Below are 17,291 nucleotides of genomic sequence, written 5' to 3' on the forward strand. Positions count from 1 at the left end.
AGGCCGAGCTGCTCAAGGTCGGCGAGAAGATGACCGCCGAGTGGGTCGAGAAGGCGGGTCCCGACGGCCAGGCGATCCTCGACGCCTACCGCAAGCTCAAGTAATCGGTTGATGCCGCATCGGCCCCGCAGCGGCGGGGCCGTTCCTGTTCAGGAGACCGCCCATGAGAGCGTTCCTCGATTCCCTGTACCGCCTGTCCGGCGCGCTGGCCGCGATCGGCATGATCGCCACGCTGGTGCTGGTCGGCGCCGGCGTCTTCAGCCGTCCGCTCGGCATCTACCTGCCCGGCACCGACGACTATGCCGGCTACGCCATGGCGGCCTGCGGCTTCCTCGCCCTGGCCTACACCTTCAAGCACGGTGAGCACATCCGGGTGAGCCTGGTGCTCGATCGGGCCGGCCCGCGGCTGCGCGCGGCGCTGGAGTGGTTCTCGCTCGCCACCGCCACCGCAGTCGCTGCGATGCTGGCCTTCTATGCGCTGCGGCTGGTGTGGCAGTCGCACGAATTCGAGGAGATCTCGCAGGGCGTGGACGCCACGCCGCTGTGGATTCCGCAGCTGTCGATGGCGATCGGCACGGTCGTGCTGCTGATCGCGCTGATCGACGACCTGGTGATGACCACGCTGGGCCGCGCACCGGCGCGACTCGCCACCCACAGCGGCGAAGCCGCGCGCATGGAATGAGGAGCGCGCCATGGAACTGATGATTGCGGCCGTGATGATCGGCCTGATGCTGGCGCTGCTCGCCGGCGGCGTATGGATCGGGCTGGCGCTGATGGCGATCGGCATCCTCGGCATGCTCGGCTTCACCCCGCGCGCGCCCGGCGACGGCATGGCGGTGGCGATCTGGAGCCACGGCTCGAGCTGGACCCTGACCGCGCTGCCGCTGTTCCTGTGGATGGGCGAGATCCTGTTCCGCACCAAGCTGTCGGAAGACATGTTCAAGGGCCTGTCGCCCTGGCTCGAGCGCCTGCCGGGACGCCTGCTTCACACCAACATCATCGGCTGCACGCTGTTCGCCGCGGTGTCGGGCTCGTCGGCGGCGACCTGCGCCACCATCGGCAAGATCGCGCTGCCCGAGCTCGAACGCCGCGGCTATCCCGAATCCATGGCGCTCGGCACCCTCGCCGGCGCCGGCACCCTCGGACTGCTGATCCCGCCTTCGATCATCATGATCGTGTATGGGGTGGCGGCCGACGTGTCGATCTCCAAGCTCTTCATCGGCGGTGTGCTGCCCGGCATCCTGCTGGCAACGCTGTTCATGGGCTGGGTGGTGGTGTGGTCGCTGATGAATGCGGACAAGATCCCGCCCGCCGACCTCAAGACCGACTTCATGAGCAAGGTGCGCGCGTCGAAGAACCTGATCCCGGTGATCCTGCTCATCGGTGGCGTGCTCGGCTCGATCTACAGCGGCATCGCCACCGCCACCGAGGCGGCGGCGATCGGCGTGATCGGCAGCCTGATCATTGCCGCCAGCCAGCGCACCTTGAATCGCGCGAGCTTCATCGCCGCGCTGATGGGTGCCACCCGCCTGTACTGCATGATCGCGCTGATCCTCGCCGGCTCGGCCTTCCTGACCCTGGCGATGGGTTACATCGGCCTGCCGCGCCACCTCGCCGAGTGGATCGGTGCGCTCGGCCTCAGCCCGGCGATGCTGCTGGTGGCGCTGGCGATCTTCTACGTGCTGCTCGGCTGCTTCCTCGACGGCATCTCGATCGTGGTGCTGACCATGGCGGTGCTGATGCCGACCATCCAGAGCGCGGGCATCGATCCGCTGTGGTTCGGCATCTTCGTCGTCGTCACCGTGGAAATGGCGCAGGTCACGCCGCCGGTCGGATTCAACCTGTTCGTGCTGCAGGGCCTGACCGGGCGCGACATGACAGTGATCGCCCGCTACGCGCTGCCCTACTTCCTGCTGATGGTGGTGGCGGTGGTGCTGCTGTACCTCTTCCCCGGACTGGTGACGTGGCTGCCCGGGCACATGATCGGCTGACGGCGACCCGGGGCGCCGTGCGCCGACGCGTATCAGGCGTCGGCGCCGCGCGCCTCGCCCAGGATCCAGTCATGCACCGTGGCCACGCGCGGGTCGGCGAGTGCGCCGGCCGAGTACACCAGGCAGTAGCGCTTGCCGGTGGCCACCGTCTGCGCAAAGGGCGCCACCAGGCGGCCGCTGTCGAGCTCGTCGGTGATCAGCGTGCGGCGCGCGATCGCCACGCCCATGCCGGCAATCGCACACTGCATGGTGATGTGGTTGCGGTTGAACATGTAGCCGCGTCGCACTTCGACCTGGGGGGTGCCGATCGCGCGCAGATAGCGCTCCCATTCGGCGTAAGGCGGGCTGCCGCGCCAGGCGGTCATGTCGTGCAGCAGCGGGTAATGCTGCAGGGCCTCGGGCGAGTCCAGCGCCGGACGTCCTTCCAGCAGGCGCGGCGAGCACACCGGGAAGATCTCCTCCTCCAGCAGCACCGTGCTCTGGAAGCCGGGGTAGGTGCCGTCGTTGAGGTCGATCGCGAGGTCGAACTCGCCGTCGCGCAGCGAATAGGTGCTGTCCTCGGCCTCGACCTGCAGCTCGATCTGCGGAAAGCGCGCCATCAGCCGTGGCAGCCGCGGCACCAGCCAGGTGGCGAGGAAGGAGGGCAGCGTGCGCACCCGCACCACGCCGCTCAGCGCGCCGCCGCGCAGGCGACCGATGGCGAGTTCCACCGCGGCGTAGGCCGGGTCGACCGCGGCGAGCAGGCGGTTGCCGGCGTCGGTGAGTTCCAGCCGCCGCGGCAGGCGGCGAAACAGGCGCTGGCCGAGCCAGTCCTCGAGCAGCTTGATCTGCTGGCTGACCGCACCGGTGGTGATGTGCAGTTCCTCGCCCGCGCGGGTGAACGACAGATGGCGGGCGGCCGCCAGGAAGACGCGCAGGCGGGTATGGACCTGGGAGGGTGTAGCGGGGTTCATGATTTAGATTTTCTGAAGCCAGTGTGAAAAACAATCGATTGAGTCGGCTCTGGCGCCAATGGAAAATGCCTTGATGCAGTGATAAACATTTTCTAGATTAGATTCATTAAATCAACAACGGATTTTCATCAGGAGCCGTCCATGTCCATCAGCGTCCTCGATCTGTTCAAGATCGGCATCGGCCCGTCCAGCTCGCACACCGTCGGGCCAATGCGCGCCGCCCACGATTTTGCCGCCGCGCTGGCGCAGAAAGGCCTGCTCGACAGCGTGCGCCGGATCGAGGTGAAGCTCTACGGTTCGCTGTCGGCGACCGGCATCGGCCACGGTACCGATCGTGCGGTCATTGCCGGCCTGATGGGCGCGCGCCCGGACGCGGTCGATCCCGACTTCGTCATCGACGCGGTCGACCTGGTCAAGCTCGACGGCGAACTGAAGCTGATGGGCTCGCACACCGTGCCCTTCGACTGGGCGCGCGACATGCGCCTGCTGCCGGTGAGCCTGCCCTACCACCCCAACGCCATGCGCCTGATCGCCCATGGCGCTGATGGCGATGGCGGCGTGGTGTTCGAGAACACCTATTACTCGGTCGGCGGCGGTTTCGTCGTCGACGAGGCGCAGGCCCAGTCGGGCACTTCGGCGGAGGCCGAGGTCGTCGTGCCGTATCCCTTCGACACCGGCGCCGAGCTGCTCGAGCAGTGCCGCCGCCATGGCCTGCGCATCAGCGAGCTGATGCTGGCCAACGAATCCGCCTGGCGCAGCACGGACGAGACCCGCGCCGCACTCAAGCGCATCTGGGACGTGATGCGCGCCTGCGTGGATCGCGGCATCACCCAGGAAGGCGTGCTGCCGGGCGGGCTCAACGTGCGCCGCCGTGCCGCCGCACTGCACCACAAGTTGAGCGAGCGTGCCGCCGGCCGCAACCTGATCAGCGACACCATGGCCGCGCTCGACTGGGTCAACCTCTACGCGCTCGCGGTCAACGAAGAAAACGCCGGCGGCGGCCGCGTCGTCACCGCGCCCACCAACGGTGCGGCCGGGATCATCCCGGCGGTGCTGCATTACTACATGCACTTCATGCCCGGCAGCAGCGAAACCGACGTGGAGAACTTCCTCCTCGCCGCCGCCGCGGTCGGCGCGCTGTGCAAGAAGAACGCCTCGATCTCCGGCGCCGAAGTCGGCTGCCAGGGCGAGGTCGGTTCGGCCTGCGCAATGGCGGCGGCGGGCCTGGCCGAAGTGCTCGGCGGCAGCCCCGAGCAGGTCGAGAACGCGGCCGAGATCGGCCTCGAGCACAACCTCGGCCTGACCTGCGACCCGGTCGGCGGCCTGGTGCAGGTGCCCTGCATCGAGCGCAACGCGATGGCCTCGGTGAAGGCGATCAACGCCGCCCAGCTCGCCCTGCGCGGCGACGGCGCGCACGCGATCTCGCTCGACCAGGTCATCCGCACCATGCGCGACACCGGCCGCGACATGCTCGACAAGTACAAGGAGACCTCGCGCGGCGGCCTCGCCGTCAGCTTCCCCGAGTGCTGAGCGCCGCCAGACAAGCGCACCACCGACTCATCTTCGACTCACCCCCGACCCGGCGCAGCCCATCCCGCATGTGCCCGGGTCACGCCTCACCCGGCGTCCCTAACCACAACGTCATCCACGAGGAGACACCCAGATGACCACCGCAACCCCCACGGCTCTGCAGCGCGTGATGCGCATGAGCCTCATCTCCCAGATCGCCATCGGTCTGGTCCTCGGCATCGCCTTGGCGCTGATCGCACCGGGCGCCACCAAGTCGGTCGCCCTGCTCGGCGACCTCTTCATCGCCGCACTGAAGGCGGTCGCGCCCATCCTGGTCTTCGTGCTGGTGGCGGCGGCCATCGCCAACCACAAGCAGGGCCAGCCCACCCACATCCGTCCGGTGCTGATCCTCTACCTGCTCGGCACCTTCGCCGCCGCGCTGGTGGCGGTGCTCGCCAGCTTCGCCTTCCCGACCACGCTGGTGCTCGACGCACCGGCCGTCGCCGGCAACCCGCCGGGCGGCATCCTGGTGGTGATCAAGAACCTGCTGCTCAACGTGGTCGCCAACCCGGTGCGCGCGCTGATGGAGGCCAACTTCATCGGCATCCTGGCGTGGGCGATCGGCCTGGGCATCGCGCTGCGCCACGCCGGCGAGGGCACGCGCAAGGTGGTCAATGATCTGGCCGACGCGGTGTCGAAGATCGTGCATGTGGTGATCCGCTTCGCCCCGCTCGGCATCTTCGGCCTGGTCGCCGCCACCATGGGCGAGACCGGCCTGGACGCACTGCTCGGCTACGGCCGCCTGCTGCTGGTGATCGTGGGCTGCATGCTGTTCGTCGCGCTGGTCGTCAATCCGCTGTTCGTGTTCTGGAAGCTGCGCAGCAACCCCTATCCGCTGGTGCTCACCTGCCTGCGCGAGAGCGCCGTCACCGCATTCTTCACCCGCAGCTCGGCCGCCAACATCCCCATCAACCTCGAGCTGTGCCGTCGCATGGGCCTGCACGAGGACACCTACTCGATCTCCATCCCGCTCGGCGCCACCATCAACATGGCCGGCGCGGCGATCACGATCTCGGTGATGACGCTGGCCGCGGCCCACACCCTGAACATCCCGGTCGACTTCGCCACGGCGCTGCTGCTGTGCATCGTGTCCGGCCTGGCTGCAGCCGGCGTGTCGGGCGTGGCGGGCGGCTCGCTGCTACTGATCCCGATGGCGACCGCGCTGTTCGGCATCGACGCCGACGTGGCGATGCAGGTGGTGGCGATCGGCTTCGTCATCAGCGTGGTGCAGGATTCGGCCGAGACCGCGCTCAACTCCTCGACCGACGTCATCTTCACCGCCGCCGCCTGCGCCGCCGAGAGCGGCGAGCCGCTGGACCTGAACCTGAAGGACGTCGCCTGATCCCATGCAGCACTTCGCCAGCGACAACTACGCCGGTGTCTGCCCGGAGGCCATGGCGGCCTTCGCGGCGGCCAACGCCGGCCACGCACCCGCCTACGGCGAGGACGACTGGACGCGCCAGGTCTCCGACCGCCTGCGCCAGCTCTTCGACACCGATTGCGACGTCTACTTCGTCTTCAACGGCACCGCCGCCAACTCGCTCGCGCTCGCCGCGCTGTGCCAGAGCTATCACAGCGTGGTGTGCCACGAGCTGGCCCACGTCGAGACCGACGAATGCGGCGGGCCGGAGTTCTTCTCCAACGGCTCCAAGCTGCTGCCCGCGCAAGGCGAGCACGGCAAGCTCACGCCCGCCTCGGTGCTCGAGGTCATCGCCCGCCGCAGCGACATCCACTACCCCAAGCCGCGCGTGGTGACGCTGACGCAGAGCACCGAGGTCGGCACCGTGTATCGGCCCGACGAGGTCGCCGCGATCGCCGACTGCGCGCGCGCGCATGGGCTGCGGGTGCACATGGACGGCGCCCGCTTCGCCAACGCCGTGGCCTCGCTCGGCGTGGCGCCGGCCGACATCACCTGGCGCGCCGGCGTCGACGTGTTGTGCTTCGGCGGCACCAAGATGGGCCTGCCGGTCGGCGAGGCGGTCGTGTTCTTCGACCGCAAGCTGTCCGAGGACTTCGCCTGGCGCTGCAAGCAGGCCGGGCAACTGGCCTCGAAGATGCGCTTCCTGTCCGCGCCCTGGCTCGGCATCCTCGACAACGACACCTGGCTGCGCCACGCCCGCCACGCCAACGCGATGGCGCAGCGCCTGGCCAGCGGCCTGCAGCAGGTGCCGGGGGCGAAGCTGCTGTTCCCGGTCGAGGCCAACGGCGTGTTCTGCGAACTGCCTCCGCTCGTGCTTTCCGGCCTGCGCGAGCGCGGCTGGCGCTTCTACACCTTCATCGGCGCCGGCGGCGCGCGCTTCATGTGCGGCTGGGACACCCTGCCCGCCAGCGTCGACGCGCTGCTGGCGGATCTGCGCGCACTCGCTCCGGCAGCCTGAGGCAGGTCCGCGCGCCGGCGCTGCGAACGCCGGCCGGCGCCTGCCCCCAAACTAAAGGATCATCGCCGCGATCCAGCCCGCGGCCATCAGCGGCAGGTTGAAGTGCAGGAAGGTCGGCACCACCGTGTCCCAGATGTGGTCGTGCTGGCCGTCGGCGTTGAGCCCGGCGGTGGGCCCCAGCGTCGAGTCCGAGGCCGGCGAGCCCGCATCGCCCAGCGCCGCCGCCGTGCCCACCAGCGCGATCACCGCCAGCGGCGAGAAGCCGAAGCCCAGTGCCAGCGGCACGTAGATCGAGGCGATGATCGGCACGGTCGAGAAGGACGAGCCGATGCCCATCGTGATGAACAGGCCCACCAGCAGCATCACCAGGGCGGCGACGCCGCGCTGGTCGCCGATCAGCTCGACCGAGCCGCTGACCAGCGCCGGGATCTCGCCGCTCGCCTTCATCACCGCGGCGAAGCCGGCGGCGGCGATCATGATGAAGCCGACCTGCGCCATCAGGCGCATGCCCTGGGTGGTCACGTCGTCCTGGTCGCGCCAGCGCATGACGCCGCTCATCGACAGGAAGCCGAAGCCCACCAGGCCACCGAACACCATCGAGCCGGTCCACAGTTGCACCGCCAGCGCCGACACCAGTGCGGCCACGATCAGCGCGATCTGGCGGCGGGTCAGGCGGGTGTCCGCTTCCAGGCGGTGCTCGCCGGCGACCGGGCGGTCCGCGTACTGGCGCTTGCCGCGATAACTGAACAGCGCAATGGCCAGCCCCGCCACCATGCCCAGCGCCGGGATCAGCATCGCCAGCGGCGCCTGTGCGGTGCTCACCGCCAGTCCCTCGGCCGCGCCAGCCTGGTTGATGTTGCCGATCAGGATGTCGTTGAGGAAGATCGTGCCGAAGCCCACCGGCACCGCCATGTACATCATCGTGATCGAGAAGGTGAGGGCGCAGGCGGTGAGCCGGCGGTCGAGCTGCAGGCGGTTCATCACGTGCAGCAGCGGCGGCACCAGGATGGGGATGAAGGCGATGTGCACCGGCACCACCGTCTCGGCGGCGAAACCGGCCAGCACCAGGCAGCCGAGCATGCCCCACTTCACCACCGCCATCTCGCGCTGCGTGCGCCCGCTGGCGTTGACGTGGGCGACCACCCGCGCCGACAGGCGCTGCGCGATGCCGGTCTGCGACAGCGCGACGGCGAAGGCGCCCAGCGTCGCGTAGGCGAGCGCCACGCCCGCACCGCCACCGAGGCCATCGTTGAAGGCCTGCACGATCGTGTTCATCGGCATGCCGGCCGCGAGCCCGCCGACCACACTCGCCAGCACCAGCGCAAAGGCGACCGAGACCCGCATCATGGACAAGGCGACCATGACGACCACCGCCAGTACCACGGCGTTCATGTGTTTTTCCTCCTAGGCTTCGGGTTCTCGGGCATGCCGCTCAAGCCTCGCCAAGCCACTCGGCCTCGAGCACGGCGACCCAGTCGCCGAGCAGGCGGTCGAGCGGGCGCGACAGGTGCTCGAGGTAGGCCGCGCAGCAGCCCTGGAGCCTGGCCTCGTCCGCGGCGAGCCGCTCCACCTCCACCCAGTCGTTCCAGGCCAGGTACAGGCCCCAGTCGGGCAGGTGGATGTCGCAGTCGGGCAGGCGGTAGTGGAAGGTGGGCCTGGGCTTGACCAGCGGGTCGCTCACCAGCTTGCGCACGCGCGCCTCGTCCAGGTGCAGGAACAGCGGCAGCAGGTCGAGCGCGCGGTTGCGGGTCGGGTTGTCGGCGAGGTAGTCGTCGATCAGCGTGCCGAGCGCAGGCCAGTAGCCGCGCGCGATCACCTTGCGCGCATAGTCGAGCGGGAAAGGATCGACATAGCGGGTGACGCGGCGCGCGATGTCGATGTCCGCGCGCGCAAACAGCCAGTCGTACAGGCACAGGAAGGCCTTCAGGCAGGCGGTGATCGAGCGCGCGCCGGTGTCGTGCAGCTCGGGGTTGAGCTGCATGCCGAAGGCACTGATCAGGCTGTCCGAGGTACCCTTCGCCCCCGCTGCGCGCAGGTGGGCGATCAAGCCCTCGACTTCGCCGAGGCGCTCGAGCGCCAGCGGCGGGCTGATGAGCTCCACCGGCACCACCGCTTCGGCCACCCAGGCCAGCGCCTCCTCGGCCGAGCGCTCGAGCTCGCCCGCCAGCGAGTCCGCCGCACGCGCCTCGCGGCCGAGACGCTTGAGCAGGTCGAAATCGAGCTCCACCACCCAGTCGCCCGCCCGGTCGCCCTTGAGCAGCCGCTCGTAGCGCCCCCGGCTATGCACCGCGAGGCCCAGGAAGCCGGCCACGCAGGCCGCCAGCTCGTCCAGCCGCAAGCCGCTCATCTCGAGCTCGACGCCGACGCGGCGCACGCCGCCTTCGGCAGTGTGCAGCCACGGGGGCTGCTTCAGTTCCCGCACGGGATTGCGCACCACCCATCTCCCAGTGAGCGCAGACGGGGCCCACAAGACCCGCGAGCTGCGAAGGCCGGGCATCGCTCACGGCCCGATTCAGGATCATAACGAAGCGCGTCACGTCATGCGTCTGCAATAGGCGCAAGGTCAAATATACTGCGTTGCACAAGAAATTCCTTAGCCATATCGATCTCGGCCTCCGGGCCTTGACAGCAGGAACAACCGGCCTATACTGGGAACCATGTTGCGCCGCACCATTTTCACTAGGCGGCTTTATCCCGAGTTCCGATCACCCCTAACCCTCAACCACCCAATCAAGGAAATCCACCATGAGCGCCATTGCCACCCGCGAGCACTTCGCCACCGCCCACAAGGCCAGCATCGAGACCTTCGCCACGCTGACCAACAAGGCCTTCGCCCAGTTCGAGCGCCTGAGCGCCCTCAACGTGAACGCCGCACGCAGCGCGCTGGAAGACAGCCTGACCGCCGTCCAGAGCCTGCAGTCGGCCAAGAACCCGCAAGAGCTGATCGCGCTGCAGGCCTCGCTGGCCCAGCCGATGCTGGACAAGGCCATCGCCTACGGCCGCAGCGTGCAGGAGATCACCAGCGAAGCGCAGCAGGAGATCACCAAGCTGTTCGAAGCCCAGGTCGCCGAGATCAACAAGACCTTCGCCGACACCCTGGAGCGCGCTGCCAAGACCGCGCCGGCTGGCTCCGAGCCGGTGTTCGCCGCCATCAAGTCGGCGATGGCCCTGTCCAGCAACGTCTATGACAGCGTCAGCAAGGCCACCAAGCAGGTTGCCGAAGCTGCCGAAGCCAACGTCGCCGCCGCGACCGAAGCCACTGTCGAAGCCGTGAAGGCCACCTCGGCCAAGACCACGGCTGCCGCCAAGGCCGCCTGATCGCGCCCTGCCAGCGCCGGGCCCTGGCGGCCCGCGCTCGCGACGATGCCGCCCGGATCATACCGGGCGGCTTTTTTGCCTTCTCGTGTGCCTGCCCGCTCGTGTCCCCGCTCCTTTGCCAGATCGCCCCTCCGCCTCGAGGCCGGCCAGGCATTGCGCCCCTGTCACGGTCGCGCAAGCCGCCGGTAGACCCAGGCCGGGCCACCGTCCTCCAGTTCGAGCTCGACGCGCTCGTAGCGCAGCCCGAGGCGTTCGTAGCGGTCGAGGCGGCGCAGTTCCCCGGCCTCGACCACGAAGACCTCGCCCGCGGTCTGCGCGCCCGGCTGCGGCCTCACGTCCAGGCCGACCTTGGCATGGCCTGGCAGCACCGCCGCCTGGGTGGGTGCGTGGCGGCCGATGACCAGGCCGCGCACCAGCGGATTGCGCAAGGTACCGAAGGCGAACACGCGATGCGGCACCCCCTCCTCGATCGGCGCCAGGCCTGCAGGCGGCTCGTAGCCCCAGGGGCTGAGCATCAGGTGCCAGGTGCCGCCCGCAGCCAGCAACACGATGGCGACGGCCACGCCGCCCATGCGGCGCCAGCGCCACACTGCCTTCGTCATGTTCGATGATTCCGCTGCCACCTTTGCTCCCCCGGTTGTGCTGCCCTGCGGCCGATCGGCGGCCTGCGCTGCCGGCGCGCCGGCGATCCCGAACGAAATGCTTGACACCAGGATCCTTCCGCAGATCCCATTGGGGCGGCGAGGCGATCCTGAGCCAGCGACCGGTTTCAAGCTCGAACGGGCGTCAGCGGAAGCCACCTTCGCCACCGGCGCCAACTTCGCCCTCAGCTGCGGCCCGCGCATGCTGTGGAGTGCGCAAGTGCGCCGGCATCACCCTCAACAAAACAACATGGATAACCCAATGCATATGACCATGGCTCGCGGGACCACGCTTCGTGGCCCCCGCCTCGCGCTCCAGCCCGGGAGCGCGCCAAACCCGAGGACAGCCGCCGCTGGCCTGCACCCCCGCGCCGCCGGTGCGACGTCCACCCGGTTCCAGGCCCAAACCCGTGAGGAGTCGCGATCATGAGTCTGTTGATCGGAGTCCCGAAGGAAAGCTTCGCCGCTGAGAAGCGCGTGGCGACCGTTCCCGAGGTCGTGGCCAAGCTGGTCAAGCTGGGTTTCGCCGTCGCGGTCGAAAGCGGCGCCGGCGAAGCGGCCAACTTCTCGGACGAGGACTACCGCGCCGCCGGCGCAGAGGTCCTGCCCACCGCAGCCGAGCTGCTGGGGCGCGCGGACATCGTCTTCAAGGTGCGTCCGCCGGCGCTGGAAGAGGTCGCGCTGCTGCGCGAGGGTGCCACGCTGATCGGCTTCGTCTGGCCGGCGCAGAACCCCGAGCTGATGGCGGCCCTGCAGGCGCGCAAGGCCACCGTGCTGGCGATGGACTGCCTGCCGCGGCAACTGAGCCGCGCGCAGAAGATGGACGCGCTGTCGTCCATGGCCGGCATCAGCGGCTATCGCGCGGTGGTCGAGGCGGCGAACGCCTTCGGCCGCTTCTTCAACGGCCAGATCACCGCCGCGGGCAAGGTCCCGCCGGCCAGGGTCTTCATCGCCGGCGCCGGCGTGGCCGGCCTGGCGGCGATCGGCACCGCGGCCAACCTGGGTGCGGTCGTGCGCGCCAACGACACCCGCGCCGAAGTCGCCGACCAGGTGGTGTCGCTCGGCGGCGAGTTCGTCAAGGTCGATTACGACGAGGAAGGCGCGGGCAGCGGCGGCTACGCCAAGGTCATGAGCGAGGGCTTCCAGGCCGCGCAGCGCGCCATGTATGCGCGCGAGGCCAAGGATGCCGACATCGTCATCACCACCGCGCTGATCCCGGGCAAGCCCGCGCCCAAGCTGATCACCGCCGAGATGGTGCAGAGCATGAAGCCCGGCAGCGTGATCGTCGATCTCGCTGCCGAACAGGGCGGCAACTGCGAGCTGACCGTGCCCGGCGAGGCGGTGGTGCGCCACGGTGTCACCATCATCGGCTACACCGACCTGCTCAGCCGCCTGGCCAAGCAGTCGTCCACCCTGTACTCGAACAACCTCCTGCGCCTGACCGAGGAGCTGTGCAAGGCCAAGGACGGCAACATCGTCGTCAACTTCGACGACGACGCGATCCGCGGCCTCACCGTGATCAAGGCTGGCGAGCTCACCTGGCCCGCACCGCCGCCCAAGCTGCCCGCCGCAGCGGCCAAGCCCAAGGCGTCCGCCGCGCCGATCGCCGCCCCCAAGGGCCATGGCCACGGCGCCGGCGCACCGATGTCGGTCAAGTCGCTGGCCATCGTGTTCGGGGTCGGCGCGCTGCTGTTCCTGCTCGTCGGCCTGTACGCCCCGGCCAGCTTCCTCACCCACTTCACGGTGTTCGTGCTGGCCTGCTTCGTCGGCTACATGGTGGTGTGGAACGTCACGCCCTCGCTGCACACGCCGCTGATGAGCGTCACCAACGCCATCTCGTCGATCATCGCGATCGGCGCCCTGGTGCAGATCGCACCGCCGCTGGCCGAAGGGGCCACTGACCGTCCCGGTGGCCTGATCGGCATCCTCGCCTTCGTGGCCATCACCCTCACCGCCGTCAACATGTTCGGCGGCTTCGCGGTCACCCGTCGCATGCTCGCGATGTTCCGCAAGTAAGGAGAAGACAATGACCTCAAGCATGGCCACTGTCTCGTACATCGGCGCCACCATCCTCTTCATCCTCAGCCTGGGCGGGCTCGCCCACCCAGAGACCGCTCGCCGCGGCAACCTGTTCGGCATCGTCGGCATGGGCATCGCGGTGCTGGCCACCGTGTTCGGCCCGCAGGTGTCGCTGGCCGGCGTCCCGTGGATTGTCATCGCCCTCGTCATCGGCGCCGCCGTCGGCCTCTACGCCGCCAAGAAGGTGCAGATGACGCAGATGCCCGAGCTCGTCGCGCTGATGCACAGCCTGGTGGGCCTGGCCGCCTGCCTGGTGGGCTTCGCGAGCTACGTGGACACCTCCCTGGTGTTCCCCACCGCCGCCGAGAAGTCCATCCACGAGGTGGAGATCTACATCGGCATCCTGATCGGTGCGGTCACCTTCTCCGGCTCGCTGATCGCCTTCGGCAAGCTCTCCGGCAAGATCGGCGGCAAGCCGCTGTTGCTGCCGGCGCGGCATTTCCTCAACCTGTTCGGCCTCGTGCTGGTGATCCTGCTCGGCAACTGGTTCCTCAACACGCACTCGACCGGCGTCGGCGTGACGCTGCTGCTGGTGATGACCGTGATCGCCCTTGCCTTCGGCGTGCACATGGTGATGGCGATCGGTGGCGCCGACATGCCGGTGGTGGTCTCGATGCTCAACAGCTACTCCGGCTGGGCGGCGGCGGCCACCGGCTTCATGCTCGGCAACGACCTGCTGATCGTCGTCGGCGCGCTGGTCGGCTCGTCGGGTGCGATCCTGTCCTACATCATGTGCCGGGCGATGAACCGCAACTTCCTCAGCGTCATCGCCGGCGGCTTCGGCTCCGGCGGCGGCGCCCCTGCGGCGGCGGCCGACGGCGCCGAGCCGGCCGGCGAGGTCACGCCGATCAGCGCAGTGGATACCGCCGAGCTGCTGCGCGAGGCCAGGAACGTCGTCATCGTGCCGGGCTACGGCATGGCGGTGGCGCAGGCCCAGCACGTGGTGTGCGAGATCGTCAATGTGCTGCGCGGCCAGGGCATCAACGTGCGCTTCGCCATCCACCCGGTGGCCGGTCGCATGCCGGGCCACATGAACGTGCTGCTGGCCGAGGCCAAGGTGCCCTACGACATCGTGCTCGAGATGGACGAGATCAACGAGGACTTCCCGGACACCGACGTCGCGATCGTGATCGGCGCCAACGACATCGTGAACCCGGCTGCGCAGGAGGATCCGGCCAGCCCGATCGCCGGCATGCCGGTGCTCGAGGTGTGGAAGGCGCGCACCTCCATCGTCATGAAGCGCAGCATGGCCTCGGGCTACGCCGGGGTCGACAACCCGCTGTTCTACAAGGACAACAACCGCATGCTGTTCGGCGATGCCCGAAAGATGCTCGATGAAGTCCTCGGTGCCCTGAGCACCTGACGTAGAAAGGGTAATATCCGAGGCTCGCGCTTCGGGTGGCGCGGGCATGGCGGCGACGGCCGCCATGCCCGCGTTTTTATGCGCATCTGCGTGCAGCCCCGGGCCGGACAGTCGTACGGACAACCTGGAGGCTCACCGCATGATCGAACCCCGCAGCGAATCACGCCCGACCGCGCCGCGCGTCGCGCTCTTCGTCACCTGCCTGGTGGATGCGATGCGCCCCAGCGTCGGCTTTGCCGCACTCAAGCTGCTGCGCGACGCCGGCTGCCGGGTCGAGGTCCCGCAGGCGCAGACCTGCTGCGGCCAGCCCGCCTTCAACAGCGGCGACACCGCGCACGCGGCCACGCTGGCGCGTCACTTCATCGACACCTTCGAGGGCTACGACGACGTGGTCGCGCCTTCCGGCTCCTGCGTCGGCATGACGCGCGCGCACTATGCCGAGGCCCTCGCCGACGATCCGGCCTGGGCCGAGCGCGCACGCCGGCTCGGTGAGCGGACCCACGAGCTGATGAGCTTCCTGGTCGACGTGATGCGCTACGCGCCGGCCGACGTGAAGCTCGACCGCAGCTTCACCTACCACGACAGCTGCTCGGGCCTGCGCGAGCTCGGCGTGCACGAGCAGCCGCGCGCCCTGCTCGGCCAGGTCGCCGGGCTCACGCTCAAACCGCTCGAAGGCAACGACGTGTGCTGCGGCTTCGGCGGCACCTTCTGCGTCAAGTATCCGGCGATCTCCAACGCCATCGTCGGCGAGAAGGCCGAGGCCATCGAGCGTAGCGGCGCCGAGCTGCTGCTCGGCGGCGACCTCGGCTGCCTGATGAACATGGCCGGCAAGCTCAAGCGCAAGGGCTCGAGCGTGCGCGCCTTCCACGCCGCCGAGGTGCTCGCCGGCATGGGCGACGGGCCGGCCATCGGCGAGGAGGACTGAGCCATGGAAGAGGCGACACTTTCCTTCAAGGCCCGCGCCGAACGTGCGCTGGCCAACCCCACGCTGAAGATCGCGATCGACCGCACCACCGGCACCGCCGAGCGCAAGCGCGCGGTGGCGATGAGCCAGTTCCCGCAGTTCGAGGCGGCGCGCGAGCGCGGCAAGCGGATCAAGGACCACGTCATCGCCAACCTCGACCACTACCTGCTGGAGTTCGAGCGCAACGCGATCGCCTCCGGCGCCAAGGTGTACTGGGCCGCGACCGCCGACGAGGCCTCACAGATCGTCGTGCGCCTGTGCAAGGAAGCCGGCGCGAAGCGCGTCACCCGGGTCAAGTCGATGCTGGGCGAGGAGATCGGCCTGCCCCACGCGCTCGACGAGGCCGGCATCGAGCGCATCGAGACCGACCTCGCCGAGCACATCGTGCAGCTGGGCGGCGATCGCCCCTCGCACATCGTGTGGCCGTCGATGCACCGCACGCGCGAGCAGGTGTCGGAGATGTTCAAGCGCCTGCACCGCGTGCCGCACCGGGAGGAGACCATCGAGGCGATGGTCGACAGCGCCCGCCGCGAGCTGCGCGACAAGTTCCTGTCGGCCGATGTCGCCATTTCGGGCGCCAACTTCCTGCTCGCCGACACCGGCGCCACCTGCACCGTCACCAACGAGGGCAACGCCGAGCTCACCACCACGCCGCCGCGGGTGCATATCGTCACCGCCGGCATCGAGAAGCTCGTCCCCAGCATGGGCCATGCGATCGCCATGCTGCGCCTGCTGGTGCGCTCGGCCACCGGCGCCGACGTCACCCAATACACCACCTTCCATTGCGGGCCGAAGCAGGCCGGCGATCGTGACGGGCCGGAAGAATTCCACATCGTGCTGGTCGACAACGGCCGCACGCGCATGCTGCGCGAGGGCATGCAGGAGATGCTGCGCTGCATCCGCTGCGGCGCCTGCATGAACCACTGCGTGGTGTTCCGCCAGCTCGGCGGCCACGTCTATGGCGGCACCTATCCCGGGCCGATGGGCGCGGTGCTGACGCCGGTGTTCGACGGTCTGGCGCAATCCCGCGACCTGCCGCACGCGTGCACGATGAACGGCAAGTGCCAGGAGGTGTGCCCGGTGGCAATCCCGCTGCCGACCCTGCTGCGCGGCTGGCGCGACCGCTCGTGGCGCGAGGGGCTGGAGCCGACCGCCGTCCGTTTCGGTTTGGGGCTGCACACCTTCGTCGCCTCGCGCCCCCGGCTCTATCGCCTGGGGACGGCGATCGCGGTGCGCATGATGCGGCTCTTCAGCCGCGGCGGCGTGGTGCGCGGCCTGCCGGGGCTGGGCGCGTGGACCGCGCACCGCGAGTTTCCGGCGCCGGCCAGGCGGACCTTCATGGAAATGCTCAAGGATCAGGAGAACGCACGATGAGCGCGCGCGAAGCCATCCTCAACGCCGTGCGCGGCGCCCTCGGCCCGCGCACGCCCGACCCCGCGGCGCTGCGGCGCGAGGCCGACGCCCTGCTCGAGGAGCTCCCGGCGATCCGCCCCGGCCTGCTCGCCGACGACCTGGTGGAGGCCTTCATCGCCCGGTTGCTCACCCCCAAGGTCGCGGCCACCGCCGAGCGCATCGCCGACGCCGCCGAGCTGCCCGCCGCGGTGGCGCGCTACCTCGAGGCGCGCGCCCTGCCCGCGGCGATCGCCCTGCAGCCGGCCGCCGTGCTGCAGGCGCTCGACTGGTCGGGCTTCGAGCTCCACGACCGCGTCGCGCCCGACGAAACCCTTGCCGTGGGCTTCGCGCGCTGGGGCATCGCCGAGACCGGCTCGCTGGTCTTCCACTCGGATGCCGAGACGCCGATCCTCGCCAACTTCCTGCCGCTGCACCACCTGGTGATGGTGCGCGCCGACAAGGTGCTCGCCTACCTCGACGACTACGCCGCGGCCATCGCCGGCGCGCGCCTGCCGCGCAACGTCAACATCATCACCGGCGCCAGCGGCACCACCGACATCGAGGGCAGCCTGGTGCTCGGCGCCCACGGCCCGCGCTACCTGCATGTGGTGATCGTCGGCGAGGCCGCGGCCGCCGGCTGAAG

The 17,291-nt window shown here is 69.3% G+C and carries 15 protein-coding genes; 11 read left to right on the forward strand and 4 right to left on the reverse strand.

Annotation, left to right across the window (positions count from 1 at the left end; translation table 11 throughout):
* The first annotated feature begins 163 nt into the window (after nt 1–163).
* Both PLC66_RS03480 and PLC66_RS03485 read left to right on the forward strand, forming a co-directional pair.
* A complete protein-coding gene (locus tag PLC66_RS03480) occupies nt 164–682 on the forward strand; it encodes a TRAP transporter small permease (RefSeq protein ID WP_324537863.1) in 519 nt (172 codons plus the stop codon).
* A 10-nt stretch (nt 683–692) separates the two neighbouring features.
* On the forward strand, nt 693–1,991 hold the full coding sequence (locus tag PLC66_RS03485) for a TRAP transporter large permease (protein ID WP_324537864.1): 1,299 nt from the start codon (nt 693–695) through the stop codon (nt 1,989–1,991).
* 32 nt (nt 1,992–2,023) lie between these two features.
* Here PLC66_RS03485 and PLC66_RS03490 read toward each other — a convergent pair whose 3' ends face one another.
* A complete protein-coding gene (locus tag PLC66_RS03490) occupies nt 2,024–2,944 on the reverse strand; it encodes a LysR substrate-binding domain-containing protein (RefSeq protein ID WP_324537865.1) in 921 nt (306 codons plus the stop codon).
* Between the two features lie 141 nt (nt 2,945–3,085).
* Here PLC66_RS03490 and PLC66_RS03495 point away from each other — a divergent pair, with 141 nt between their 5' ends.
* From PLC66_RS03495 to PLC66_RS03505, 3 genes are all read left to right on the forward strand, one after another.
* Nucleotides 3,086–4,474, forward strand: coding sequence for an L-serine ammonia-lyase (locus PLC66_RS03495; RefSeq protein WP_324537866.1), 1,389 nt, complete (start codon nt 3,086–3,088; stop codon nt 4,472–4,474).
* A 133-nt stretch (nt 4,475–4,607) separates the two neighbouring features.
* Nucleotides 4,608–5,855 carry a serine/threonine transporter SstT gene (gene sstT, locus PLC66_RS03500; protein ID WP_324537867.1) on the forward strand — a complete coding sequence of 416 codons (1,248 nt, stop codon included), beginning with the start codon at nt 4,608–4,610 and terminating at the stop codon, nt 5,853–5,855.
* 4 nt (nt 5,856–5,859) lie between these two features.
* Entirely contained in the window at nt 5,860–6,891 is a 1,032-nt protein-coding gene (locus tag PLC66_RS03505; RefSeq protein WP_324537868.1) for a threonine aldolase family protein, read from the forward strand.
* Nucleotides 6,892–6,942: 51 nt separating this feature from the next.
* Here PLC66_RS03505 and PLC66_RS03510 read toward each other — a convergent pair whose 3' ends face one another.
* Together PLC66_RS03510 and PLC66_RS03515 are read right to left on the reverse strand one after the other, a co-directional pair.
* Nucleotides 6,943–8,283, reverse strand: a complete 1,341-nt coding sequence (locus PLC66_RS03510; protein WP_324537869.1) for a Na+/H+ antiporter family protein — start codon at nt 8,281–8,283, stop codon at nt 6,943–6,945.
* A 40-nt stretch (nt 8,284–8,323) separates the two neighbouring features.
* Entirely contained in the window at nt 8,324–9,325 is a 1,002-nt protein-coding gene (locus PLC66_RS03515) for an amidoligase family protein (RefSeq protein WP_324537870.1), read from the reverse strand.
* Between the two features lie 311 nt (nt 9,326–9,636).
* Between PLC66_RS03515 and PLC66_RS03520 the strand changes: the two genes are divergently transcribed.
* The gene (locus PLC66_RS03520) at nt 9,637–10,209 is read left to right on the forward strand and encodes a phasin family protein (RefSeq protein ID WP_324537871.1); all 573 of its coding nucleotides are present in this window, start codon (nt 9,637–9,639) and stop codon (nt 10,207–10,209) included.
* A 164-nt stretch (nt 10,210–10,373) separates the two neighbouring features.
* Here PLC66_RS03520 and PLC66_RS03525 read toward each other — a convergent pair whose 3' ends face one another.
* Entirely contained in the window at nt 10,374–10,811 is a 438-nt protein-coding gene (locus PLC66_RS03525; RefSeq protein WP_324537872.1) for a gamma-glutamylcyclotransferase family protein, read from the reverse strand.
* 465 nt (nt 10,812–11,276) lie between these two features.
* Between PLC66_RS03525 and PLC66_RS03530 the strand changes: the two genes are divergently transcribed.
* The 5 genes from PLC66_RS03530 to PLC66_RS03550 all read left to right on the forward strand — a co-directional run bounded on the left by PLC66_RS03530 (nt 11,277) and on the right by PLC66_RS03550 (nt 17,289).
* A complete protein-coding gene (locus PLC66_RS03530; protein ID WP_324537873.1) occupies nt 11,277–12,866 on the forward strand; it encodes a Re/Si-specific NAD(P)(+) transhydrogenase subunit alpha in 1,590 nt (529 codons plus the stop codon).
* A gap of 10 nt (nt 12,867–12,876) precedes the next feature.
* Nucleotides 12,877–14,292 carry a Re/Si-specific NAD(P)(+) transhydrogenase subunit beta gene (gene pntB / locus PLC66_RS03535; RefSeq protein ID WP_324537874.1) on the forward strand — a complete coding sequence of 472 codons (1,416 nt, stop codon included), beginning with the start codon at nt 12,877–12,879 and terminating at the stop codon, nt 14,290–14,292.
* Between the two features lie 139 nt (nt 14,293–14,431).
* Nucleotides 14,432–15,217, forward strand: coding sequence for a (Fe-S)-binding protein (locus PLC66_RS03540; RefSeq protein ID WP_324537875.1), 786 nt, complete (start codon nt 14,432–14,434; stop codon nt 15,215–15,217).
* 3 nt (nt 15,218–15,220) lie between these two features.
* Nucleotides 15,221–16,630, forward strand: a complete 1,410-nt coding sequence (locus PLC66_RS03545; protein ID WP_324537876.1) for a LutB/LldF family L-lactate oxidation iron-sulfur protein — start codon at nt 15,221–15,223, stop codon at nt 16,628–16,630.
* A complete protein-coding gene (locus tag PLC66_RS03550) occupies nt 16,627–17,289 on the forward strand; it encodes a LutC/YkgG family protein (protein WP_324537877.1) in 663 nt (220 codons plus the stop codon). Before PLC66_RS03545 ends, PLC66_RS03550 begins: the two co-directional genes overlap by 4 nt.
* The last annotated feature ends 2 nt before the right edge of the window (nt 17,290–17,291 follow it).

The organism is Thauera sp., from assembly GCF_035444905.1.
Lineage (GTDB): Bacteria > Pseudomonadota > Gammaproteobacteria > Burkholderiales > Rhodocyclaceae > Thauera.